The sequence below is a fragment of the Saprospiraceae bacterium genome, assembly GCA_016719615.1.
GTDB lineage: Bacteria > Bacteroidota > Bacteroidia > Chitinophagales > Saprospiraceae > Vicinibacter.
Genome location: JADJYQ010000007.1, coordinates 287782 through 306585 on the forward strand (window position 1 = coordinate 287782; position 18804 = coordinate 306585).

16 protein-coding genes are annotated in these 18804 nt (G+C 39.1%); 3 read left to right on the forward strand and 13 right to left on the reverse strand.

Annotated features, from left to right (window positions below; translation table 11 throughout):
- Positions 1-7: 7 nt before the first annotated feature.
- From IPM92_15840 to IPM92_15885, 10 genes are all read right to left on the reverse strand, one after another.
- Positions 8-1609: a protein BatD gene (locus IPM92_15840; protein ID MBK9109794.1), complete on the reverse strand. Its 1602-nt coding sequence runs from the start codon at positions 1607-1609 to the stop codon at positions 8-10.
- On the reverse strand, positions 1609-2082 hold the full coding sequence (locus IPM92_15845) for a BatD family protein (protein MBK9109795.1): 474 nt from the start codon (positions 2080-2082) through the stop codon (positions 1609-1611). Before IPM92_15845 ends, IPM92_15840 begins: the two co-directional genes overlap by 1 nt.
- Positions 2083-2373: 291 nt before the next feature.
- Positions 2374-3063 (reverse strand): tetratricopeptide repeat protein, encoded by a 690-nt coding sequence (locus IPM92_15850; protein ID MBK9109796.1) that lies wholly within the window; start codon positions 3061-3063, stop codon positions 2374-2376.
- Positions 3060-4052, reverse strand: coding sequence for a VWA domain-containing protein (locus IPM92_15855; protein MBK9109797.1), 993 nt, complete (start codon positions 4050-4052; stop codon positions 3060-3062). Before IPM92_15855 ends, IPM92_15850 begins: the two co-directional genes overlap by 4 nt.
- Positions 4053-4067: 15 nt before the next feature.
- Positions 4068-5069: a VWA domain-containing protein gene (locus IPM92_15860; GenBank protein ID MBK9109798.1), complete on the reverse strand. Its 1002-nt coding sequence runs from the start codon at positions 5067-5069 to the stop codon at positions 4068-4070.
- A 2-nt stretch (positions 5070-5071) separates the two neighbouring features.
- On the reverse strand, positions 5072-6394 hold the full coding sequence (locus IPM92_15865; protein ID MBK9109799.1) for a hypothetical protein: 1323 nt from the start codon (positions 6392-6394) through the stop codon (positions 5072-5074).
- Positions 6394-7260 carry a DUF58 domain-containing protein gene (locus IPM92_15870; protein ID MBK9109800.1) on the reverse strand — a complete coding sequence of 289 codons (867 nt, stop codon included), beginning with the start codon at positions 7258-7260 and terminating at the stop codon, positions 6394-6396. The genes IPM92_15865 and IPM92_15870 overlap by 1 nt, the downstream gene beginning before the upstream one ends.
- A gap of 2 nt (positions 7261-7262) precedes the next feature.
- Positions 7263-7457: a hypothetical protein gene (locus tag IPM92_15875; protein MBK9109801.1), complete on the reverse strand. Its 195-nt coding sequence runs from the start codon at positions 7455-7457 to the stop codon at positions 7263-7265.
- Positions 7458-7477: 20 nt separating this feature from the next.
- Entirely contained in the window at positions 7478-8584 is a 1107-nt protein-coding gene (locus IPM92_15880; GenBank protein ID MBK9109802.1) for a hypothetical protein, read from the reverse strand.
- A gap of 9 nt (positions 8585-8593) precedes the next feature.
- Positions 8594-9592, reverse strand: a complete 999-nt coding sequence (locus IPM92_15885) for an AAA family ATPase (protein MBK9109803.1) — start codon at positions 9590-9592, stop codon at positions 8594-8596.
- Between the two features lie 70 nt (positions 9593-9662).
- Between IPM92_15885 and IPM92_15890 the strand changes: the two genes are divergently transcribed.
- Positions 9663-10397: a hypothetical protein gene (locus IPM92_15890; GenBank protein ID MBK9109804.1), complete on the forward strand. Its 735-nt coding sequence runs from the start codon at positions 9663-9665 to the stop codon at positions 10395-10397.
- Between the two features lie 190 nt (positions 10398-10587).
- Here the strand turns inward: IPM92_15890 and IPM92_15895 are convergent, their stop codons facing one another.
- Both IPM92_15895 and IPM92_15900 read right to left on the reverse strand, forming a co-directional pair.
- Positions 10588-10956 (reverse strand): hypothetical protein, encoded by a 369-nt coding sequence (locus tag IPM92_15895; protein ID MBK9109805.1) that lies wholly within the window; start codon positions 10954-10956, stop codon positions 10588-10590.
- 97 nt (positions 10957-11053) lie between these two features.
- Positions 11054-12259, reverse strand: a complete 1206-nt coding sequence (locus IPM92_15900; protein MBK9109806.1) for a thioredoxin family protein — start codon at positions 12257-12259, stop codon at positions 11054-11056.
- 88 nt (positions 12260-12347) lie between these two features.
- Between IPM92_15900 and IPM92_15905 the strand changes: the two genes are divergently transcribed.
- Positions 12348-13517 (forward strand): aspartate aminotransferase family protein, encoded by a 1170-nt coding sequence (locus IPM92_15905; GenBank protein ID MBK9109807.1) that lies wholly within the window; start codon positions 12348-12350, stop codon positions 13515-13517.
- A gap of 315 nt (positions 13518-13832) precedes the next feature.
- Here IPM92_15905 and tnpA read toward each other — a convergent pair whose 3' ends face one another.
- Complete coding sequence (gene tnpA, locus IPM92_15910) at positions 13833-14321, reverse strand: IS200/IS605 family transposase (GenBank protein ID MBK9109808.1); 489 nt, start codon at positions 14319-14321, stop codon at positions 13833-13835.
- 547 nt (positions 14322-14868) lie between these two features.
- On the opposite strand from tnpA, the gene metH reads away from it, so the two are divergent.
- Positions 14869-18555, forward strand: a complete 3687-nt coding sequence (gene metH / locus IPM92_15915; GenBank protein MBK9109809.1) for a methionine synthase — start codon at positions 14869-14871, stop codon at positions 18553-18555.
- Positions 18556-18804: the final 249 nt, after the last annotated feature.

Genomic DNA, 18804 nt, shown 5'->3' on the forward strand with positions numbered 1-18804 from the left:
AATAATTTTATAAAAGAAAAGAATCCAGTTTTTGTTCCAGGGTTTCCAATACTGCCGGATTTAAATGGCCACTGTACTTGAGATAATCGTATTCTTTTAACCAATTCTTAAAAGCATCCACTTCCGGACCCGGTTCGAGAGACATTAACTTGGCACGCATTTCAGTAAATGTTATTTGCTCCGCATCTAATTTTAAATACTGTTTCATTTTTTGTGAAAATTTCATTTCCAAAACTTCCTGTGCATCCTTGGGATCAAATACTCGGATGTCCATGTTTTCTTTTTGATTTCTTTGAATATATAAGCGATAATGTCCAAGAAAAAACAGACTTATTGGGATCAATAAAAAAACATAGGTTAAAATATTTTTATATAGCGGTGCATAGATCCATGTGGTCTTTGGAATATCCATGAGTCCGGGTTCCGGCGAGTTTGAGCTTTGTGCCACATTTAGCAATCCGGATTCAACAATAGTAATGGAAAAACTATCCCGTATAGTTTTATAAGACTTTGATCGCGGATCGAAATATACAAACTCAGGCCGGATGATAAATGTACCGGGCTTTTTCGGAATAAGCAGATAATCGTAGTCACAGCTTTGCAGAATCTCAGGTTCATCTGTAATTTTTATCGGATTTCCTTTTTTGATATCGGTGATCTCAAATGCTGTATCCATGCGAATAAAGTTTTCTGCAAGTCCATTAAAATGGGCGTTTCCACGTATCTGAACCTGAATGTGAATGGCATCGTTGAGCGAAAATCGGTGACCGGGAGGTATGACTTTCATATCCATTTCTCCAACTGCACCCGAAAACTGTTCATCAGCGATGACTGGTAGGTTTTCAACCTGCAATTCCAAACTATTGGTTGAAACCGTTTCTATTTGCTGTCTGAAAAAAGAAGGCATTCCAAATCCAAATGGATCGTCCTGACCACGCACCAATCGATATACCACAGGCTCAATACTGATCACGCCGGTTTTTATTGGAAATAAAGCAATTTTTGAAAGTACTTTGGTCATGTATTCCTGACCTTTGTAAATCTCACGTGTGACCGGGTTGTTCAACATATTGACATTCATTTCATGAAATGCATCCATCACCGGTCGCGATGCTGCCTCGATATTTTCTATCGCAACTTTCGTGTATAGTTTATAGGTCAGCAGACATTGTTCGCCAACAACTACTTTTGATTTATCCAGACTTGCAATGATCAAAATATCTTTACCGGAAGATCCTTGTTCCTCAGCTTTCACTACTTCTATCCACAACTCATTGCTTTGAATTTCTTTTCCCTGGACGCGAACCCGCGCCGGAGCAATCCTGAACCGCCCAACTTTGTTGCAAATCAATTCGTATACATAACCTTGACTGGAAGACCTTCTTCCGTTAACGATGGAAGTTTGCATAGATCTCGCAGGTCCTGATAAAATCTGGAAAGGGCTAAAATCAGAAGCCTGAAAATATTGGCCTTCTGCATTGTACAAATTAAATGTCACTTGAAAACTGGAACCTTGCAGTACCGTTTTGGCATCAGTTTGTGCTTCAAATCGCTGAGCACACAAATCTGTTACCCAAAAAAATAATAAAAGAAGTTTGTGTATCCGCATCACATTTTTACAGGTTGACGTTTTTTCTTAACCGGACTTTTTACCGGTGCTTCGTCCATAAAATATTTACTCTCTTCCCTGTTCTTAGGATGTTGCCTTATGCCCTCCGGATTTGGCAATACGATGATTTGTATACTTGGTGTTTTCAGAACTCCATCTTCCGTTTCCAATTGGGCTGGGTTGATGATGTAGACGCCCTCAAATCCCGCTTCGAGATAATAACTATATGAGCTGCTTTGTTTGACATCTCCATTGATGATCGAAAAACTCGAAGAGCTATTGGGTCCGGAAACCACATTCCACCCTGCAAAATCCGGTGGTACAAACTGACCTTTTCCATTGTTGATTTCGAACTTTACTTCCAGATAATTTCCCAACAATAAGGTATCGCTACTAACGGTTACATTAAACTCCAGTTTTTGTGCACTGAGTTTAGCCGCAAAAAGTAAAACGAAAAAAATACAGCATCTCATACATTCCCGTTTTTTGAAAGAACAAACAATAATTTATTTTCAATGCCAAAATTAAATCAAATGTGGTAAGAGGAACGTTAATAATTTTTTAAAAACTTGCCTTTAGGCTGAAGAGAAAAGGATAAAGGGAAAAGGCAAAAGGAAAAGGGACATTTTTGATTATAGATCAAAGAGTAAGAAGCAAAGATGTAAGGAATGGAAATAAATTACTTTATCATCTATAAAGCTTTTGGCTTTAAGCTTCAAGCCATATCTCTTCAGCCTTTCACCTTTAAGCTTTTCCCCTAGCATCTACCAATCTTTCTCCCGCTTCGGCGATTTGCTTTGTGCTTTTTGCAATTTTTGACGCGTTTTTTGATCCTGTTCACCGGCCATGCGAAGTAATTGCTCCATTTGCTCTTTATTCATTTTGGATGGAGCAGGTTCTTGCTTTTGTGTTTGTTGTTCTTCTTTGTTTTGTGATTTTTGCTCTTGCTGAGATTGGGCTTCCTGGGCTTCTTTATTTTCGTTGGGCTTTTGTTGTTGTTGTTGCTGCTGCTGTTGTTGCTGTTGTTGCTGTTGCATCAATTGTTTTTTCGCCAACATCAGATTGTTGCGGGCATCGTTATCAGAGGGTTGTCTTTTGAGGACTTCCTTATATGCCTCCACACTTTTGTCAAATTGCTGGTTGTGAAAATAGGCATTGCCCAAATTGTAATAGGCTTTAGCTTGTCGTTGTTGATTGGACTCATTCAACAAACTATTTTTGTAATAATCAATGGCCTCCTGACTTCGACCTTGTTGGTAAAGACTATTGCCAATATTGTATGAAGACTTGAAGCCCGGCTTCATAGCGTGTGCCTGGCGGTAGTTTTCTTCAGCATCCTGGTAACTTGAATCTTTGTACAATTTGTCGGCTCTTAAAAAATACATACCTGGATCCTGCGCCGGTAATAACCAACAGATCCAGGAAAATATCGATATGAAACTTAGTGCCTTCATGTTTTTCTTCGAATCATCAGTGTTTCCAAAATAAGCAATAACAAGGCCAGACCTAAAAAATATTGAAAATAGGAATTAAAGCTACTAAAGGACTGATAAGTAATTTCTTTTCTTGCCAATGCATTAAATTTATTTCGCAAAGTCTCAAATCCTGTGTCGCCTGATTGTATTTCAAACATATCTCCTCCGCCTGCGTCTGCAATTTGTTTTAATAAGGATCGATTGGGTTTTGTGATGATGAGATTTCCCGAAGGATCGGTTCGAAAATTGGATCCGCCCTGATACATGGAAGGAATAGGACCGCCCTGTTCCGTGCCTAAAGGTATCGTAAATATGGTGATTCCACTTTCTTTAGCCCTTTGTGCGGATTCTACAATTTCTCCTTCGTGATCTTCACCATCGCTTAAAAGGATGATGACTTTGTGAAATCCTTCTTCCTTTGCAAATGACTTTTCAGCAAGCTGTATGGCATCTGCTATGGCGGTGCCTTGCGTGCCGAGATTTCGGGGGGACGCAGCCGTTACCATATTGTAAATTGTGGCCAAATCTGTTGTAAGCGGTGTATGCAAAAACGCACTGCCTGCAAATGAAATAAATCCAAATCGCTCCGAAGGGAAACGCTCGATAAATTGTTTGATCCAAAGTTGTGCTCTCGACAATCTGTCGGGCTTGATATCCTGACACAACATACTTTGAGAAACATCAAGTGCGAGATACACATCAATATTCTGCGTTTTTGCTTTTTCTTTCTTTTTGCCAAATTGTGGATTAGCTAAACTAACAATTGTTAGTGCAATAACACTCAGAAATAAAAAAAATTTAAGACTTGCTCTGTCGCGTACTACCAACCTGAGTTTACGAAGTAAATTCAACTCACCCAATTTAACGAGGGTCCTTTCGTTTTTTCTTTGTGCATAGCTATAAAGCAGGTATAATACCGGCAAGAGTATGAACAAAAACAAATAAACGCTTTCTTCGATTCTGAACATGGTTTTGTCTTCGCGTTAATAAGTAATCCGAAGCAGGGTCCAACGCAGGGTCCACTCCAAAGGGAGTAGCAACATTCCAGCGAGAAGGAAAATCCTGAATTCTTCTGAATACCTTTTAATATATCTGATTTCGACTTTTGTTTTTTCCAGTTGATCAATCTCCTGATAGATTTTAGCCAGTTTTTCGGCATTTGTTGCGCGATAATACTGCGCACCGGTGTATTGGCTAACTTGATTTAATAATTGTTCGTCGATATTCACAGGTGCCATTCCAAATACATATTCTCCATGTGGGCTTCTGCCTACTGGGGAGTATGCTTCCCCATTGGTACCAACACCAATAGAATAAATTTTAATCTGATAACTTTTCGCCAATTCTGCGGCGACAGCCGGAGACACATCACCTGCGTTGTTCACTCCGTCGGTGATAAGGATGATGATTTTACTTTTTGCTGAATCTTCTCTTAAGCGATTGACAGCAGAGGTCAAGCCCATACCTATCGCGGTTCCATCTTCAAGTAATCCGCATTTTAATTCTTGCAATAGGCCTTTCAAAGCTTCATGATCTGTGGTGAGCGGGCATTGCGTAAACGCTTCTCCGGAAAATGCGGTCAATCCGATGCGGTCATAAGGTCTTTTCGAAATAAAATCGATTGCCACCAGCTTACTTACTTCAAGTCTGTTAGGTTGAAAATCCTGACTCAACATAGATGATGATAAATCCATAGCCAAAAAAATAGCCACTCCTTCTGCATCAATCTTTTCTTCTTTCAATAACCACCTTGGTCTCGCAATGGCGAGAATAAATAATGCGATCACAAGTAATCGCAAATAAGGTAAATAATGAAGCCCTTTAATTTTCCAATTGGAAAATTTCGGAAGCTGGGATACTTCCGGAAAATACAGCGCATTTTGTCCTTTTGCAGATTTTTGAAAAATGTAATATGCCAGGAATGGCAACAACAGCAGTAAGGCCAAAAACCATGGTGCATCCCATTCAAACCGATCCCAAATCATACTCATGCTTCAGGCCATTTTCGCAAAAAAATCTTGTGATCTCTGCTCAATGCAAATATTCCCCTAGCAGTAAGCGATTCTTTATTCCAAAGACTAAGCAAAAATAAAATGGGTAGAAATACTGCAATGATGGGAATGGAAAGCAGAAAAAGAAAAATTTGTAATAAACGATTCCCTTCTTGTGAAAATAGATTGCTCTGCCATTTGTAAAATCGTCCGCAGTTGCGATAATGCAAACTCACCCAGTTAGCGGGTAATACAAATCGTTTCCATGTAAATAAGCCCGTAAAGAGTTCCAATGTTGCCAAGTCTTTAGATTGATTGTAGGCCTCCACGAGAACTTCCGGAACTGTTTCCAATGGAAATTCAAATTGATTGCTTACTTCTGCTCCCAACAAGGCGAGATAATGCTTTCTGTTTACACTCATCAACTGGTCACTTAAAGTAAGATGACTTTTTACAAAAGCTCTGGCAATTTCCATCCATCCTGCATGTTTTTCGAGTCCGGGAAATCTATTCGCGAATTTCACCAAATCACTTGTATTTAATAAGCCAATGATTGCATCATTTTCTACCTGATTCGATAATTTCTCATCAATCATGATTTTGACTTCTGTTGTCGTATGCTCCATAGCTGGAATAAAAAGTCCTTCCGATAAAAATTTTCTAACGATGATGCTAAGTTGATCGTAATAATTTTTAATTTCACCTCTTTGCCAAAGTTGTCCTTTTTCCAGTAAGTCGAGTGCATCCATGGCTTGCTCCCAAGGTCTAATCGGACTAGCAGAATGATAGGAAATGGATTTGGCACGATCGGCTTTAAAAAACTGCCATAATACAAACAGAATAAGGACCAGAAAAATCAAACTCAAGCCGATGATCAAAGCCAAACGCGATGTAGATTTGGTTTCTTCAATATATTTTATCGCACGCAAATCGGTCAGGCTATCCTGCGGAAAATAAACATGGAGATAAAGGGCAGGCAAGCTTTGATCTAAGGTATCCTGGTCGGCGATGGGCTTGGGTATTCTGAAAAATCCACTGTCAAAAACGGTAAACAAAATCTTTTTTTCCAAATACGGCTGTTTCCATTCCCAAACTCCATCTTCTAATACATTCAACCAACTAAGGGTATCCAATACCCGATGCATTTTTAGACCCCATAAACTATCTGAACATTGAATATGTAAAAACTGTTGTCCGCCGATCAACATCTCTGTAGAATCCAATCGAAGTTGTATATTCTTATTGGACTGTGCAAAAATTTCCATCGAGAAAAAACCAACAATAAATATACAAATAAGCTCAATGTTTTTTTTGCACATCAATTTCTTTTTTTGAAAAAATTCAATAATGTTTTGATGTATGTATCGTCGGGTTCTAATTCCAGAAATTCCGCTTTCGCTCGCAACAAGGCCTGTTTTATTTTGGTCTGATGAAGTTGTTGTGATTGCTTATATTTTTGATGCCAATTTGGATCATCGGTGTCGATAATCATTTCCAATCCACTTTCTAAATCCTTAAATTGCAATAAGCCGACCTTTGGAATTTCCTTTTCCAAAGGATCTCTTAATTGCAAGCCAATCAAATCATGTCGACGTGCTACAATTTTCAATGTGGTTTCAGGTACATCACTTTGAAAATCTGAGATCAAAAAACTAATACATCTCTTATTCTGAACGCGATTCAGATATTGTAAAGGCAAGTGATAATTGGTCGTGCCGGAATCGGATCTTTGGACCAGAAGTTCGCGAATCATTCTGAGAATATGTTGTTTTCCTTTTTTAGGAGGAATGTAAAGATGAATCACATCACTAAATAAGATGAGTCCTACTTTATCGTGATTCTGAGTAGCTGAAAAGGCAAGTACCGCGGCTATTTCAGCTGCCCATAAAAATTTTTCTTTTTCCTTTGTACCAAAATACATGGATTTACTGATATCTATCAGCAGCATCAAGGTCAATTCTCTTTCTTCTTCAAAAACCTTTACCTGCGTTTGCCCGGTGCGTGCCGTTACATTCCAGTCAATATGCCGGATATCATCGCCCATCGCGTATTCCCTTACTTCAGAAAATGACATGCCTCTGCCTTTAAAATGGCTATGATAAGCGCCTGAAAACAGATGCTGGCTTAAGCCTTTCGTCTTTATCTCGATCTGGCGTACTTTCCGAAGGATATCTTGCGTCAACATGCTCAATAAAGTTTTCTTAAAGGTCCTGTTTTTCGAATTTTATCTTGCAACAAAGCATAAGGAATAATGATCTTTCGATTTCCCCATACGCGGTTAAAGTCTGAACTAAAACAAAACCCTTCCGGTCTCAGGGTCCAGTGTTTGAATCCCTCCGTCTGAACGTACAATTTAAATCTCCCTGAATTATTGACACTCATCATTTCCTGTTTTTTCCAGGCTATGTATTCTTCAAAATATTTATGGTAATCAAACTCCTTTTCAAAAAGTTCGTCGATGCTGATGATCCGGTTACTTTTGCGATCGTAATTAAAAGACAAATTGCGAGTCTCATCACTCCAGGGTTCATCAAAGCGAAAATTCCCGTTACCCAGTCTTTGTGAATCCAATCGATGTCGATGTAAGCAGTAAACTCTTTCGTATTTTCAACAGGTGCATTTTGATAATAACTGACCACTTGTTCGGCCCATTTGTCAAGAAAAGCATTGATCCATTGATCAAAATCCTGGTCATTAAGCTGCAGGTATTGTGCATATATTTTAATACCCGGTAATTGCATATTTTTACAAACTAACGAATGTTTGAGAACCGATTCCCAGTTTTCGGTAAGATGGATTCTTTGTTTAAAATGTTCCTCGGTTTTAAATTGTTTGTCGTTTATTTTTTCGATAGTGAATTCCTTAACGCGCTCACCAAAATAATCGTGCATGCGCAATTTCATGATTTTACATTTAGGGTCTTCGCAATCACCGCTTAAGATGTAGCCTGTTAATTTTTGAGGAACACTTAAGGTGCCGTAAACGCGTTGGTCAATATCGCTTTGCAATTGTACAAAGACCTGATCTTTTTCCATGATTCCGGAAAACGATTGATACCAGTTTTGAGAAGGACATTTCGGCATAACAAATCCTTCTCTGGGTACTTTTTCAAATTCTATATACATTCCGGTTTCTTTCCCGGAATCCATCCATCGGGCTTTTAAGCCACTATCAAACATTTCTGCTAATAAAAATCCTACATGTTCAAAAGTACTGTCCTGTATAACAAGTTTAAATTGACCCTGATGATAAGCTCCTTCTACTAAAAAACTGTCAGCACTTTCCAGTCTGTTTAAATATCCTTTGTATTCTGTCAGATCATGGCCAAGAACCAGCGTATACTTTTCGCCTTTATGACTCCATCCGGAATATACATGTACCCACAATCCTTTATTTTTGATCCCAAACAAATCTATGATATGCCTGATCTGATAGGATGGATCAATCTGCTGCGCAGGCAGAATCACACTAACGAGTGTAAGTACCAGAAGGCAAAAAGTGTATCGCATGTTTTTAAATTAGGGTACTTCAACTTTTGACAAGATCTTACTAATAATTTCATCCTGGTGAATATCTTCTGCTTCGGCTTCATAACTCAATCCCAGACGGTGACGCAAGATATCCTTACAAACATTTTGGACATCTTCGGGGATCACAAATCCCCGGTGCTGCATAAACGCATAAGCTTTACTGGCATGTGCCAAAAAAATGCTCGCCCGGGGAGAAGCGCCATATTCAATATAAGCTGCCAAATCTTTCAATTGGTATTGTTCCGGGTTTCGGGTCGCAAAAACGAGTTGAAGTATATACTTTTCGATGCGTTCATCCATGTAAACTTTCAACACCGACTTTCGGGCCTTCAAAATGTCGTCGGGATGAACAACGGCTTGTGGTTTTTTAAGAACCTGTTCGCTGAGATTTCTTCTTACGATCTGGCGTTCTTCTTCAAAAGAGGGATAAGTCACGACCACTTTCATCATAAACCTGTCGGTTTGCGCCTCAGGTAATGGATAAGTTCCCTCTTGTTCAATTGGATTTTGCGTTGCCAGGACCAAAAAGGGTTCTTCCAAAGGAAAAGTCTCTTTACCGATGGTCACTTGCTTTTCCTGCATGGCCTCCAGCAGGGCTGATTGCACTTTAGCAGGAGCTCTGTTGATTTCATCCGCTAAAATGAAATGTGCAAAAATAGGTCCTTTGCGCACTGAAAACTGATGGTCAGCAGGATTGTAGACCAAAGTACCTAAAATATCGGCAGGAAGGAGGTCAGGGGTAAACTGTATCCTGCTGAATCGGGCATCTATCGACTGAGACAATGTTTTAATGGCCAGGGTCTTTGCCAAACCGGGCAATCCTTCCAATAAGATGTGGCCTTTGGTCAACAAACCCAACAATAAACGGTCCAGCATGTATTGTTGCCCTACCATTACTTCTCTTTGCTCTGTGAGCAAACGATCAATAAATGCACTTTCAATGGCAATTTGTTGATTTAAGGATTCGATATCGATATATGTAGACATATTCTATTGATTTTTAGCGAATACAGGCGGCGAATTTATCAACTTTGCGTTTTCATATAAACGCTAAAGCATGGCGAAAAACGCAAAATTGGGCTATTCGGGATATATAAGTACACTCCTTTTATATTTTTTTAACACTTTATGCTTGCCGGCGCAGGATATCAGCGATCAATTGATCAACGATCCTGCCATTCGCAAAATGAAATCCGGATATATTTTGATCAGATTGGAATCATTTGATAAAAAAATTCAATATATAAAACAAAGTTTGGAATCTGAAAAATGCAATCTGTCTTGTAAAGAAAAGAAGCAAAAAGAAATAAAGGAAATCGAAGTGGCCAGAGATCAGTTCAACAAAGCATTCATACAGGCATTTCGAAAATACTTGAGTTTCAGTAAAATATCATTTTACTACGATAAGAACCACCAAATGCTCAAACAAAATCAATTCTCCGGCACTCTTTTTATCGATGATAGTTTGCTTATGACCACCGGCGGGCCATTCCCCATGGATTCCCTTTTTATCTTAGCCAAAGACAAAACGCCAGAATCCGAATCAGAAGGCTGGTTATTTCAGGATTCAAATGGGAATCCACTCCGCAAAGGATTTCCGTTTATTACTCAGCATAATTTGAAAACATTGGTCAATTATTTCTCTTCCAGCGATCATCTCAAAAAAAATTGCACCCACATGGTGAAAAAATTGAACAAGGACCTGTTCAATTTTTATCATAAAGCAGAGATGAAGAGAATGGAGGGGGAGCGTGTGCTCATCGAAGGAGAAAATAGGGAGCGCTTGGATTAAGGATTATGGAGCAAGGATTATAGAAAGACTGTGCATATAGTATAGAGTAATGCCCTCAATTATAGATATTGACTCTTGACCATTAACTTCTGACTATTGATTAAAGAACTAGGATTATTTACTTGATGGTAACAAAAAAGCAACTCATTTATATCCATTGCATAACTTAAAGTCCTTTTGAAATTTATTCTCATTTTTTGAGAACCTGTATACAAGCATCGACATGAGTTACCTTGCCATTAGCAATACAAGCTAAGCAATAAGCTTTCAATTGACCTAATTGAACGACTTTATAAATTTGAATTTGGTCTTTACATTCAATTGATTTATCAATAAAAGAATTCCAATAGTATCGGTTTTTATCGCCGGCAATAACTTTAATATTCATAGAGTCCAAATAGATTAAATCCTGTTTTGTGCAAGCTTGTGTCCACTCTATATCTGCAGGGAGTGGTGCCTCCAAAATTGCAGATGGTGGTATTTCAATACTGTCATTATTTTGAGAAAATAAATTACTTATCGAACTTATTGATAACAATGATAGGAAAAGTAATTTCATGATTTCACTATTAAAGTTTTAGGCGCCTAACCAAACTGACAATCTATTTACTAAATCAAAGCTTTAGACTTTAAACTTTATAGCTTTGAGCTTCCCTCTAAATTTCAACTCCCCAATCTCTCAGCAAATAATCTAACATCTGCGTAGGCTCTGCTTTCGATTTCGCATGTTCCACCCCCTTTTTAACAACAGAAATGGCCTCTGATTTTTTACCATTGTGATGCAACATCCTGCCGTAATGAATGCAGTAAGCCTGATCCTGACTTAATGAAAATGCTTGCTTTGCAGTTTTTTCTGCAAGTGACATCGCATTTTTATCTTCCTTAAAATATTTGATGCAAAGTTGGCCGAGATCTTTGAGTTTTGCCGGATCTTTTTTGGCAATTTTATCTGCATATGATTTTGCAGCAGCGGTGAACTTATCCACATTTCCGGTTTCACCATAATAGTCAAGCGAAGTCGTGTATTTAAATTCATCGTAACGCGAAGGAATGTTTTTCATTTTTTCCTGAGCTTCCTGAAGTAAAGATTCATTGCGATAATCAAGCGCTTTTCTGACCGTGCGTTTACACGCCTGATAAATTTTCGATTCATAAACATCAAGTGATTTCAATTGCACAACAGCTTTTTTATTTTGCACTAGAAAATCAAAAATTCTGGAATCTGCTTCAGTCGTTGATTCAAGTATAATCTCTAGATTTTCAGGTTTAGTGAGGTCCTTTTGTGATGAAAGATATTCATTGGCAATTCTCAGGGATGGCTTACCAACCTGATTTAAAGATTTGATGTATGCCAATACGTTAGCAGCTTCGCGGTCGCCTCCTTCATAAAGTTTTGCCCAATCACCGGAGCGATCAAATTTTTTCAAAGCTTCGCGCCCGAGTTCTATAAATGCTTCTGCAGGACGAGCACCTCCGGTAGAATGGACCACTTTTCCATCTGCTCCTAAATATAAAAACGTTGGATAGGATCTCACGCTATACTTGGAACTCAATTCAGGTCCTTCACCTTTTTCCATATCTACTTTTATATTGATAAAATTGGCATTGTAGAACTCGCCAACTGCAGCATCGGGAAAAACATTTGATGACATCCTCCTACATGGTCCGCACCAGGTAGTAAAAGCATCCATAAAAACCAGTTTGCCTTCTTTTTCTGCTTTTGTTAGGGCTTCTTTAAAACTTCCGTGAAAAAAATCGATGCCCTTCAAACCGCTTGCTGGTTCCTGTGCTTGAAGCACCAGGGGGCTGCAAAAAACATAGTAAAAACAAACTGCTACGATCCTAAATAAAATGTTTTTCATGTGTTCCATTAATTTTACCACAAATATGAATCAATTTCGGCGAATGAGCCTATATTGCCAGTGCAGAAATCCCTTAATAAATATTTAAATGTTTCTTAGACAACAGTTTCTCGAATACATCTGTCAAACAAGTGAAATCCCGCAGGGTTTTGAAATCAGCAGCGCTCAGGGGACTTACCTGTACGATAAAAATAATATAGCCTATCTGGATTTCATTTCCGGATTTGGTGTGAATAACATCGGACACGGGGTGCCTGAAGTGATCAAAGCGATTCAACAACAATCACAAGTTTATCTTCATAGCAATGTCTATGGCGAACATGTACAACAAGTTCAGATCAAGCTTGCAGAAAAATTGGCAGATCTCTTACCGGCACATTTAAACAGTTTCTATTTTCTAAATTCAGGCAGTGAAGCTATAGATGCAGCCATAAAACTATCGAGACTCGCCACAGGCAGAACCGAAATTGTTGTTTGCAAAAATGCATATCACGGAAGCACTCTGGGTGCTGAATCGTTGCGTTCTGATGAAATGCACCGGGCAGCTTTTTTACCACTCATACCGGGAATCCGTTTTATTGAGTTTGGGAATATTGCTGATCTGAAATTCATTACCTCACATACAGCAGCAGTGATCACTGAGGTCGTTCAGGCCGAGGCAGGAGTGAGACGAGCAAATAGTGAATATTGGCAGGCCATGCGCCAACAATGCAATGATCATAATAGTCTCCTGATACTGGATGAGATCCAGACTGGTTTGGGTCGCACCGGAAAATTGTTTGCATTCATGCATTATGGAATTATTCCGGATCTGTTATTGAGTGGAAAAGCATTAGGTGCCGGCATGCCGCTTTCAGCTATAATTGCCAACAGGACCATGCTGGCACAATTATTCAAACAATTGCCCCTGGCGCACATCACCACCTTCGGTGGACATCCCGTTTCTTGTGCGGCAGCTCTGGCCGGATTAAATTTTCTAATCGAAAGCAGTTTGATAGAAACCGCAGAAGAAAAGGGACATTTCTTTGAATTGCTCTTAAAAAATAATTCCATTCAAGAATCCCGCCGCGAAGGACTTTTTATGGCCATAGATTTTCAAAATAAGATTCAGCTGATGCACGTCCTCCGGAAGTTATTTGAGCAAAAGGTGTTGGCTGAAGGTTTTCTATTTTCACCTGAGAGCTTGCGGATTGCCCCGCCTTTATGCATTGAAGATTTTGAGTTGAAAATGGTGGCAGAGATCATCAATCAACTATAAAATATTTATCATTAATCTAACACTCGTTAGTTTAATGACAGGTATTAAAAATATTAATTGTTGGCGCAAGTCTCCTGACTTGTGCCACCGAAATGCAAGCACAGAATATTGATTCTACTCGCAAAAACAACTTGTTCTATATGAACATCCCATGTCCCGTCAGGGACAATATATTGGTAAAAAACACTAAAGAACTTCACAGCGTGCCGTAGGCACGCAACAATACCCTTGGTTAGCCCGATTCTCCCTTTTTTATCAATACACAGTTCAAAAAATATAATTGACCATCTTTTTTAATGGCTGAAATTTATTGACTCATTTAACTTTCGCCAACCCAGATTGATTACCATACTTCTTAAAAATGTACCGCTCATCAAATTCAATTTGAAATTCCTTCAAAATATTTCTATATTCTTCCATAAATGAAATTTTCCTATGATGATTTTCCTGATTCATTATATAGCAAATAACCGATTCAATTTCTTTCTTACTATAAGAAAAAGCGCCAAAACCTTCCTGCCAGCTAAACTTTTCTGAAATAAACCGGCGCTTATTAACCCACTCAGAAGATTCCCCTTTTATAATTCTCATATATTCGGAAATAGCCTGACTTGGCCTAAAACCAACCAAAAGATGTACATGATCTGCCACCCCATTTATGGCTATTAATTTGTGCCCAAAGTTATTATTGATACCTGTAATATATTTATACAAATCTGCTTTCCATTCATAAGAAATGATGCATTTTCTATTTTGAACTGCAAACACAAATTGCAGATGTATTTGAGAAAATGTATTTGCCATAAAATGCTCTTTTGCCCCTACAGGGCAATGTGATTTATTTATTTTTCAGCTACCAATATTTTGTCCCTACGGGACAATGGACAATATGCTTGATTCATTCGTGATTATTGGAAAAGTCCACTAAATTTATAATTTCAAATTATTGAATGGGGCAAATTTTTTATTTAATACTTACCAGAATCCAATTTATTGTCGAAAAAGAGATAAAATAAATTCCATCCCGATCAAGAAATTTATATTTGATACTCGTATTTTTAAATTTATAGTTAATGATAATTTTGGTGTTAAAATAAAATTTGCAATAAAAGTCGGGAGACTTCCATGGCTTTATCCTTCTAATATAAAGCTGTTTTCGTTGGACACAAGTCTGGAGACTTGCGCCAGCGATTGAATAATTTTAATTTATTAGCAAAAATGATTTTAAAGAGTCTAAATAAATTAAATTGGATCGAATAGTTCTAGAGTTATTTATTAAACACCGCCATTTTCTTATTAATTGAGCATCCCCCTTGTTCCTTGTTTGGCATCGCTATATCTTTGCCCATCCATGAATATTTTGAAACAACTCGAACACCTTGCATCGGATCGCATATTGCTGTTGGATGGCGCGATGGGAAGCCTTATACAGACTTTTCGTTTATCTGAACAAGATTTCAGAAGTGATCGCTTTTTAGACCATCCCAAAGACTTAAAAGGTAATAACGATTTATTATCTATTACCAGACCTGATATCATTAAACAGATCCATCTGATGTATCTCGATGCAGGATCGGATATCATAGAGACCAATACTTTCAATGCTAATGCCATCTCTCAGGCAGATTACGGGATGGAATCCCTTGCATACGAAATGAATTTCGCATCTGCTAAAGTTGCAAAACAAGCAGCAGAAGAATATATGCTGAAATATCCCGGCTCTTTGCGATTTGTTGCAGGAGCTTTGGGCCCGACTAATAGAACGGCCAGCTTAAGTCCGGATGTCAATCGTCCCGGTTTCAGAAATGCTTATTTCGATGACTTTGTAGAAGCCTATTATCAACAGGCAAAAGGACTTATGGATGGTGGAGCGGATATCCTACTGGTAGAAACCATTTTTGATACGCTCAATGGCAAAGCTGCTCTATTTGCTATTGATCTATTATTCGAAGAAACGGGAAAAACCTTACCCTTGATGGTATCCGGAACGATTACAGATGCCAGCGGACGGACACTTTCCGGACAGACTGTTGAAGCCTTTTATATTTCTGTTTCACATTTACCTATGTTTTCCATAGGCTTGAATTGTGCTTTAGGTGCCAAAGAAATGAAGCCGCATCTCGAAGTATTAAGTAAAATGGCCACTTGTCGCGTGAGTGCATATCCCAATGCCGGATTACCCAATGAACTGGGTGGTTATGACCAGACGGCGAATGAAATGCAAGCCTTGATTGCAGATTATGCCGAAAACGGTTATGTCAATATTGTGGGTGGATGTTGCGGAACAACTCCGGAACACATTCGGAGCATGTCCAAAGCCATACATGGATTAAAACCCAGAGAGATACCTCGCGTCGAAGCTATAACCAGTCTTTCCGGATTGGAGGCAATGATCTTTCGACCTGATCTTAATTTTGTAAATATCGGCGAACGTACCAATGTAACCGGATCCAAACAATTTGCGAAACTCATCCTTCAAAAAAATTACGACGAAGCGCTGCAGGTAGCCCGACAACAGGTCGAAGCCGGGGCACAGATTATCGATGTCAATATGGATGAAGGTTTGTTAGATGGTGAACAAGCCATGTCGGATTTTTTAAATCTTTTAAGTTCCGAACCAGACATTGTAAAGGTTCCAGTCATGATCGATTCTTCGAAATGGAAAGTTATAGAGGCCGGATTAAAATGCATGCAGGGAAAATGTGTCGTCAATTCCATTTCACTCAAAGAAGGTGAAGCCAGTTTTCTCGAACAAGCCAAAAAAGTAAGGCGTTATGGCGCCGCGGTTGTCATCATGGCTTTCGATGAACAAGGCCAGGCTGATACCATCGAACGCAAATTTTCGATTTGTAAGAGAGCCTATGAACTGCTCATCAACAAACTTCAATTCAAACCGGAAGACATCATTTTTGACCCCAACATATTTGCAGTTGCCACAGGTATTGATGAACACAATGAATACGCCATAACTTATATCGAAGCATGTAAATTGATCAAAGAACATTTACCCGGTGTAAAAATAAGTGGTGGCGTAAGCAATTTATCCTTCTCTTACCGAGGAAATGAAATCGTACGTCAGGCGATGCATTCGGCATTTCTTTATCATGCTATACAAGCCGGAATGGACATGGGTATAGTCAATGCAGGGCAAATGGATGTTTACGATGACATTCCTAAAGAATTACTGGAGCGTGTGGAAGATGTGCTCTTCAACAGACGTGCCGACGCAACAGAAAGATTGACCGAATATGCCGAACAAGTTAAAAATAAAGGCAAAAATATCGTTCAGGCTGAAGTACAGGCATGGCGGAAAGAAAACGTAGAAAGCCGAATTCGTCATGCATTGGTAAAAGGGATCACAGAATTTATTATAGAAGATACGGAAGAAGCAAGATTAAAATTGGGCCGACCGATTTTTGTGATTGAAGGTCCGCTCATGGATGGCATGAATGAAGTTGGTGACTTGTTTGGGGCCGGAAAAATGTTTTTACCACAGGTCGTCAAAAGTGCACGCGTGATGAAACAAGCCGTTGCTTACTTGACACCATACATGGAACAAGATAAAACTACGGTATCCAGGGCAAAAGGAAAAATATTACTAGCCACCGTTAAAGGGGATGTTCACGATATCGGAAAAAATATCGTTGGCATCGTACTGGCATGTAATAATTATGAAATTATCGATCTGGGGGTCATGGTCTCCTGTGACACGATTCTGACTAACGCACGTTCGTTAGGTGTTGATATCATCGGATTAAGCGGACTCATCACGCCTTCCCTTGACGAGATGGTACACGTGGCGGAAGTCATGCAAAAAGAAGGATTCAGCACCCCCCTGTTAATTGGCGGGGCGACGACCTCGAAGTTACATACTGCTCTTCGCATTGAACCGAAATATCACCAACCCGTCATTCACGTGCTCGATGCCTCGCGTGCTGTGAATGTTGTAAGTCAGTTGTTAAGTGAAGATAGCTCGCAAAGAAACTTATTTCTACAAAACATCAAAGCAGATTACGAACGCACCCGCATTCAACGATTACAACGACAGCAATCCAAGACTCTGTTAGATCTATCATCAGCCAGAGCCAACAAATGGAAAACTGATTGGGAATATTTTAAACCTGTTAAACCTAATAATCAGGGAATTCAGGTTTTTGATAATTTAGATTTGTCCGTTCTGAAAAAGTACATCGACTGGACTCCTTTTTTTCAGAGTTGGGAACTCAGCGGGAAATATCCTTCCATATTTGAAGACGCTGTTATTGGTGAAGAAGCCAAGCGATTGTACGACGATGCGATTGCATTACTAGATGATCTCATTCTACATCAAAAAATTCAGGCCAAAGCAGTCATAGGAATTTTTCCGGCTGGTTCTCAAAATGAAGATATCCATGTTTTTTCGCCACACGATCCAACACAAAAGCTCATCGTCCTTCATCACTTAAGACAACAGGTAAAAAAGACAGAAGGTCAAGCAAATTTTTGTCTTTCAGATTTTGTCAAACCAATGCAATCAAATCCGGAAGATTATTTAGGTGGCTTTGCAGTTTGTGCCGGTTATGGAGTTGACGACTTGGTCGCTTTTTACGAAAGTAAACACGACGATTATCACGCAATCCTGGTCAAAGCATTAGCAGACCGACTTGCAGAAGCCTGCGCCGAATATCTTCACGAATATGTCCGAACTCAATACTGGGCATATGCCCCGGAAGAAAAATTCTCCAACGAAGAACTGATTCGCGAAAACTACACCGGTATCCGGCCGGCACCCGGTTATCCTGCCTGCCCTGAGCACACCGAGAAACTCAGTTTATGGAAACTGCTCGACGTTGAAAAAAATATCGGACTCCGCCTTACGGAAAGTATGGCTATGTACCCAACTGCCGCAGTGAGCGGTTGGTATTTTGCGCATCCAGAATCCAAATATTTCACAGTCAGTGAAATTGCAGAAGATCAGTTTACAGATTATGCCCAAAGAAAGGAATGGGCTGTAGCTACGGCGCAAAAATGGTTGGGCACTTTGTGGAGTGGGGACTGAAGAGTTGATAGTTGTCCCGACATGAAGGTGCTTCTTTAAAAAAAGTGGTAGTTGATAGTTGATAGTTGATAGTTGATAGTTGATAGTTGATAGTTGATAAACAACAAGACTTACAATTGTTAGTTTCAATATCTGTAAATTATTTATAAATAATTATGTTGTATCCACTTTTAATTCAGTTGACTCCTCAATCTTTTAAGTTTTCTCCGGATATAAATAATATACCCCAACATCCACAAAAAAATAATG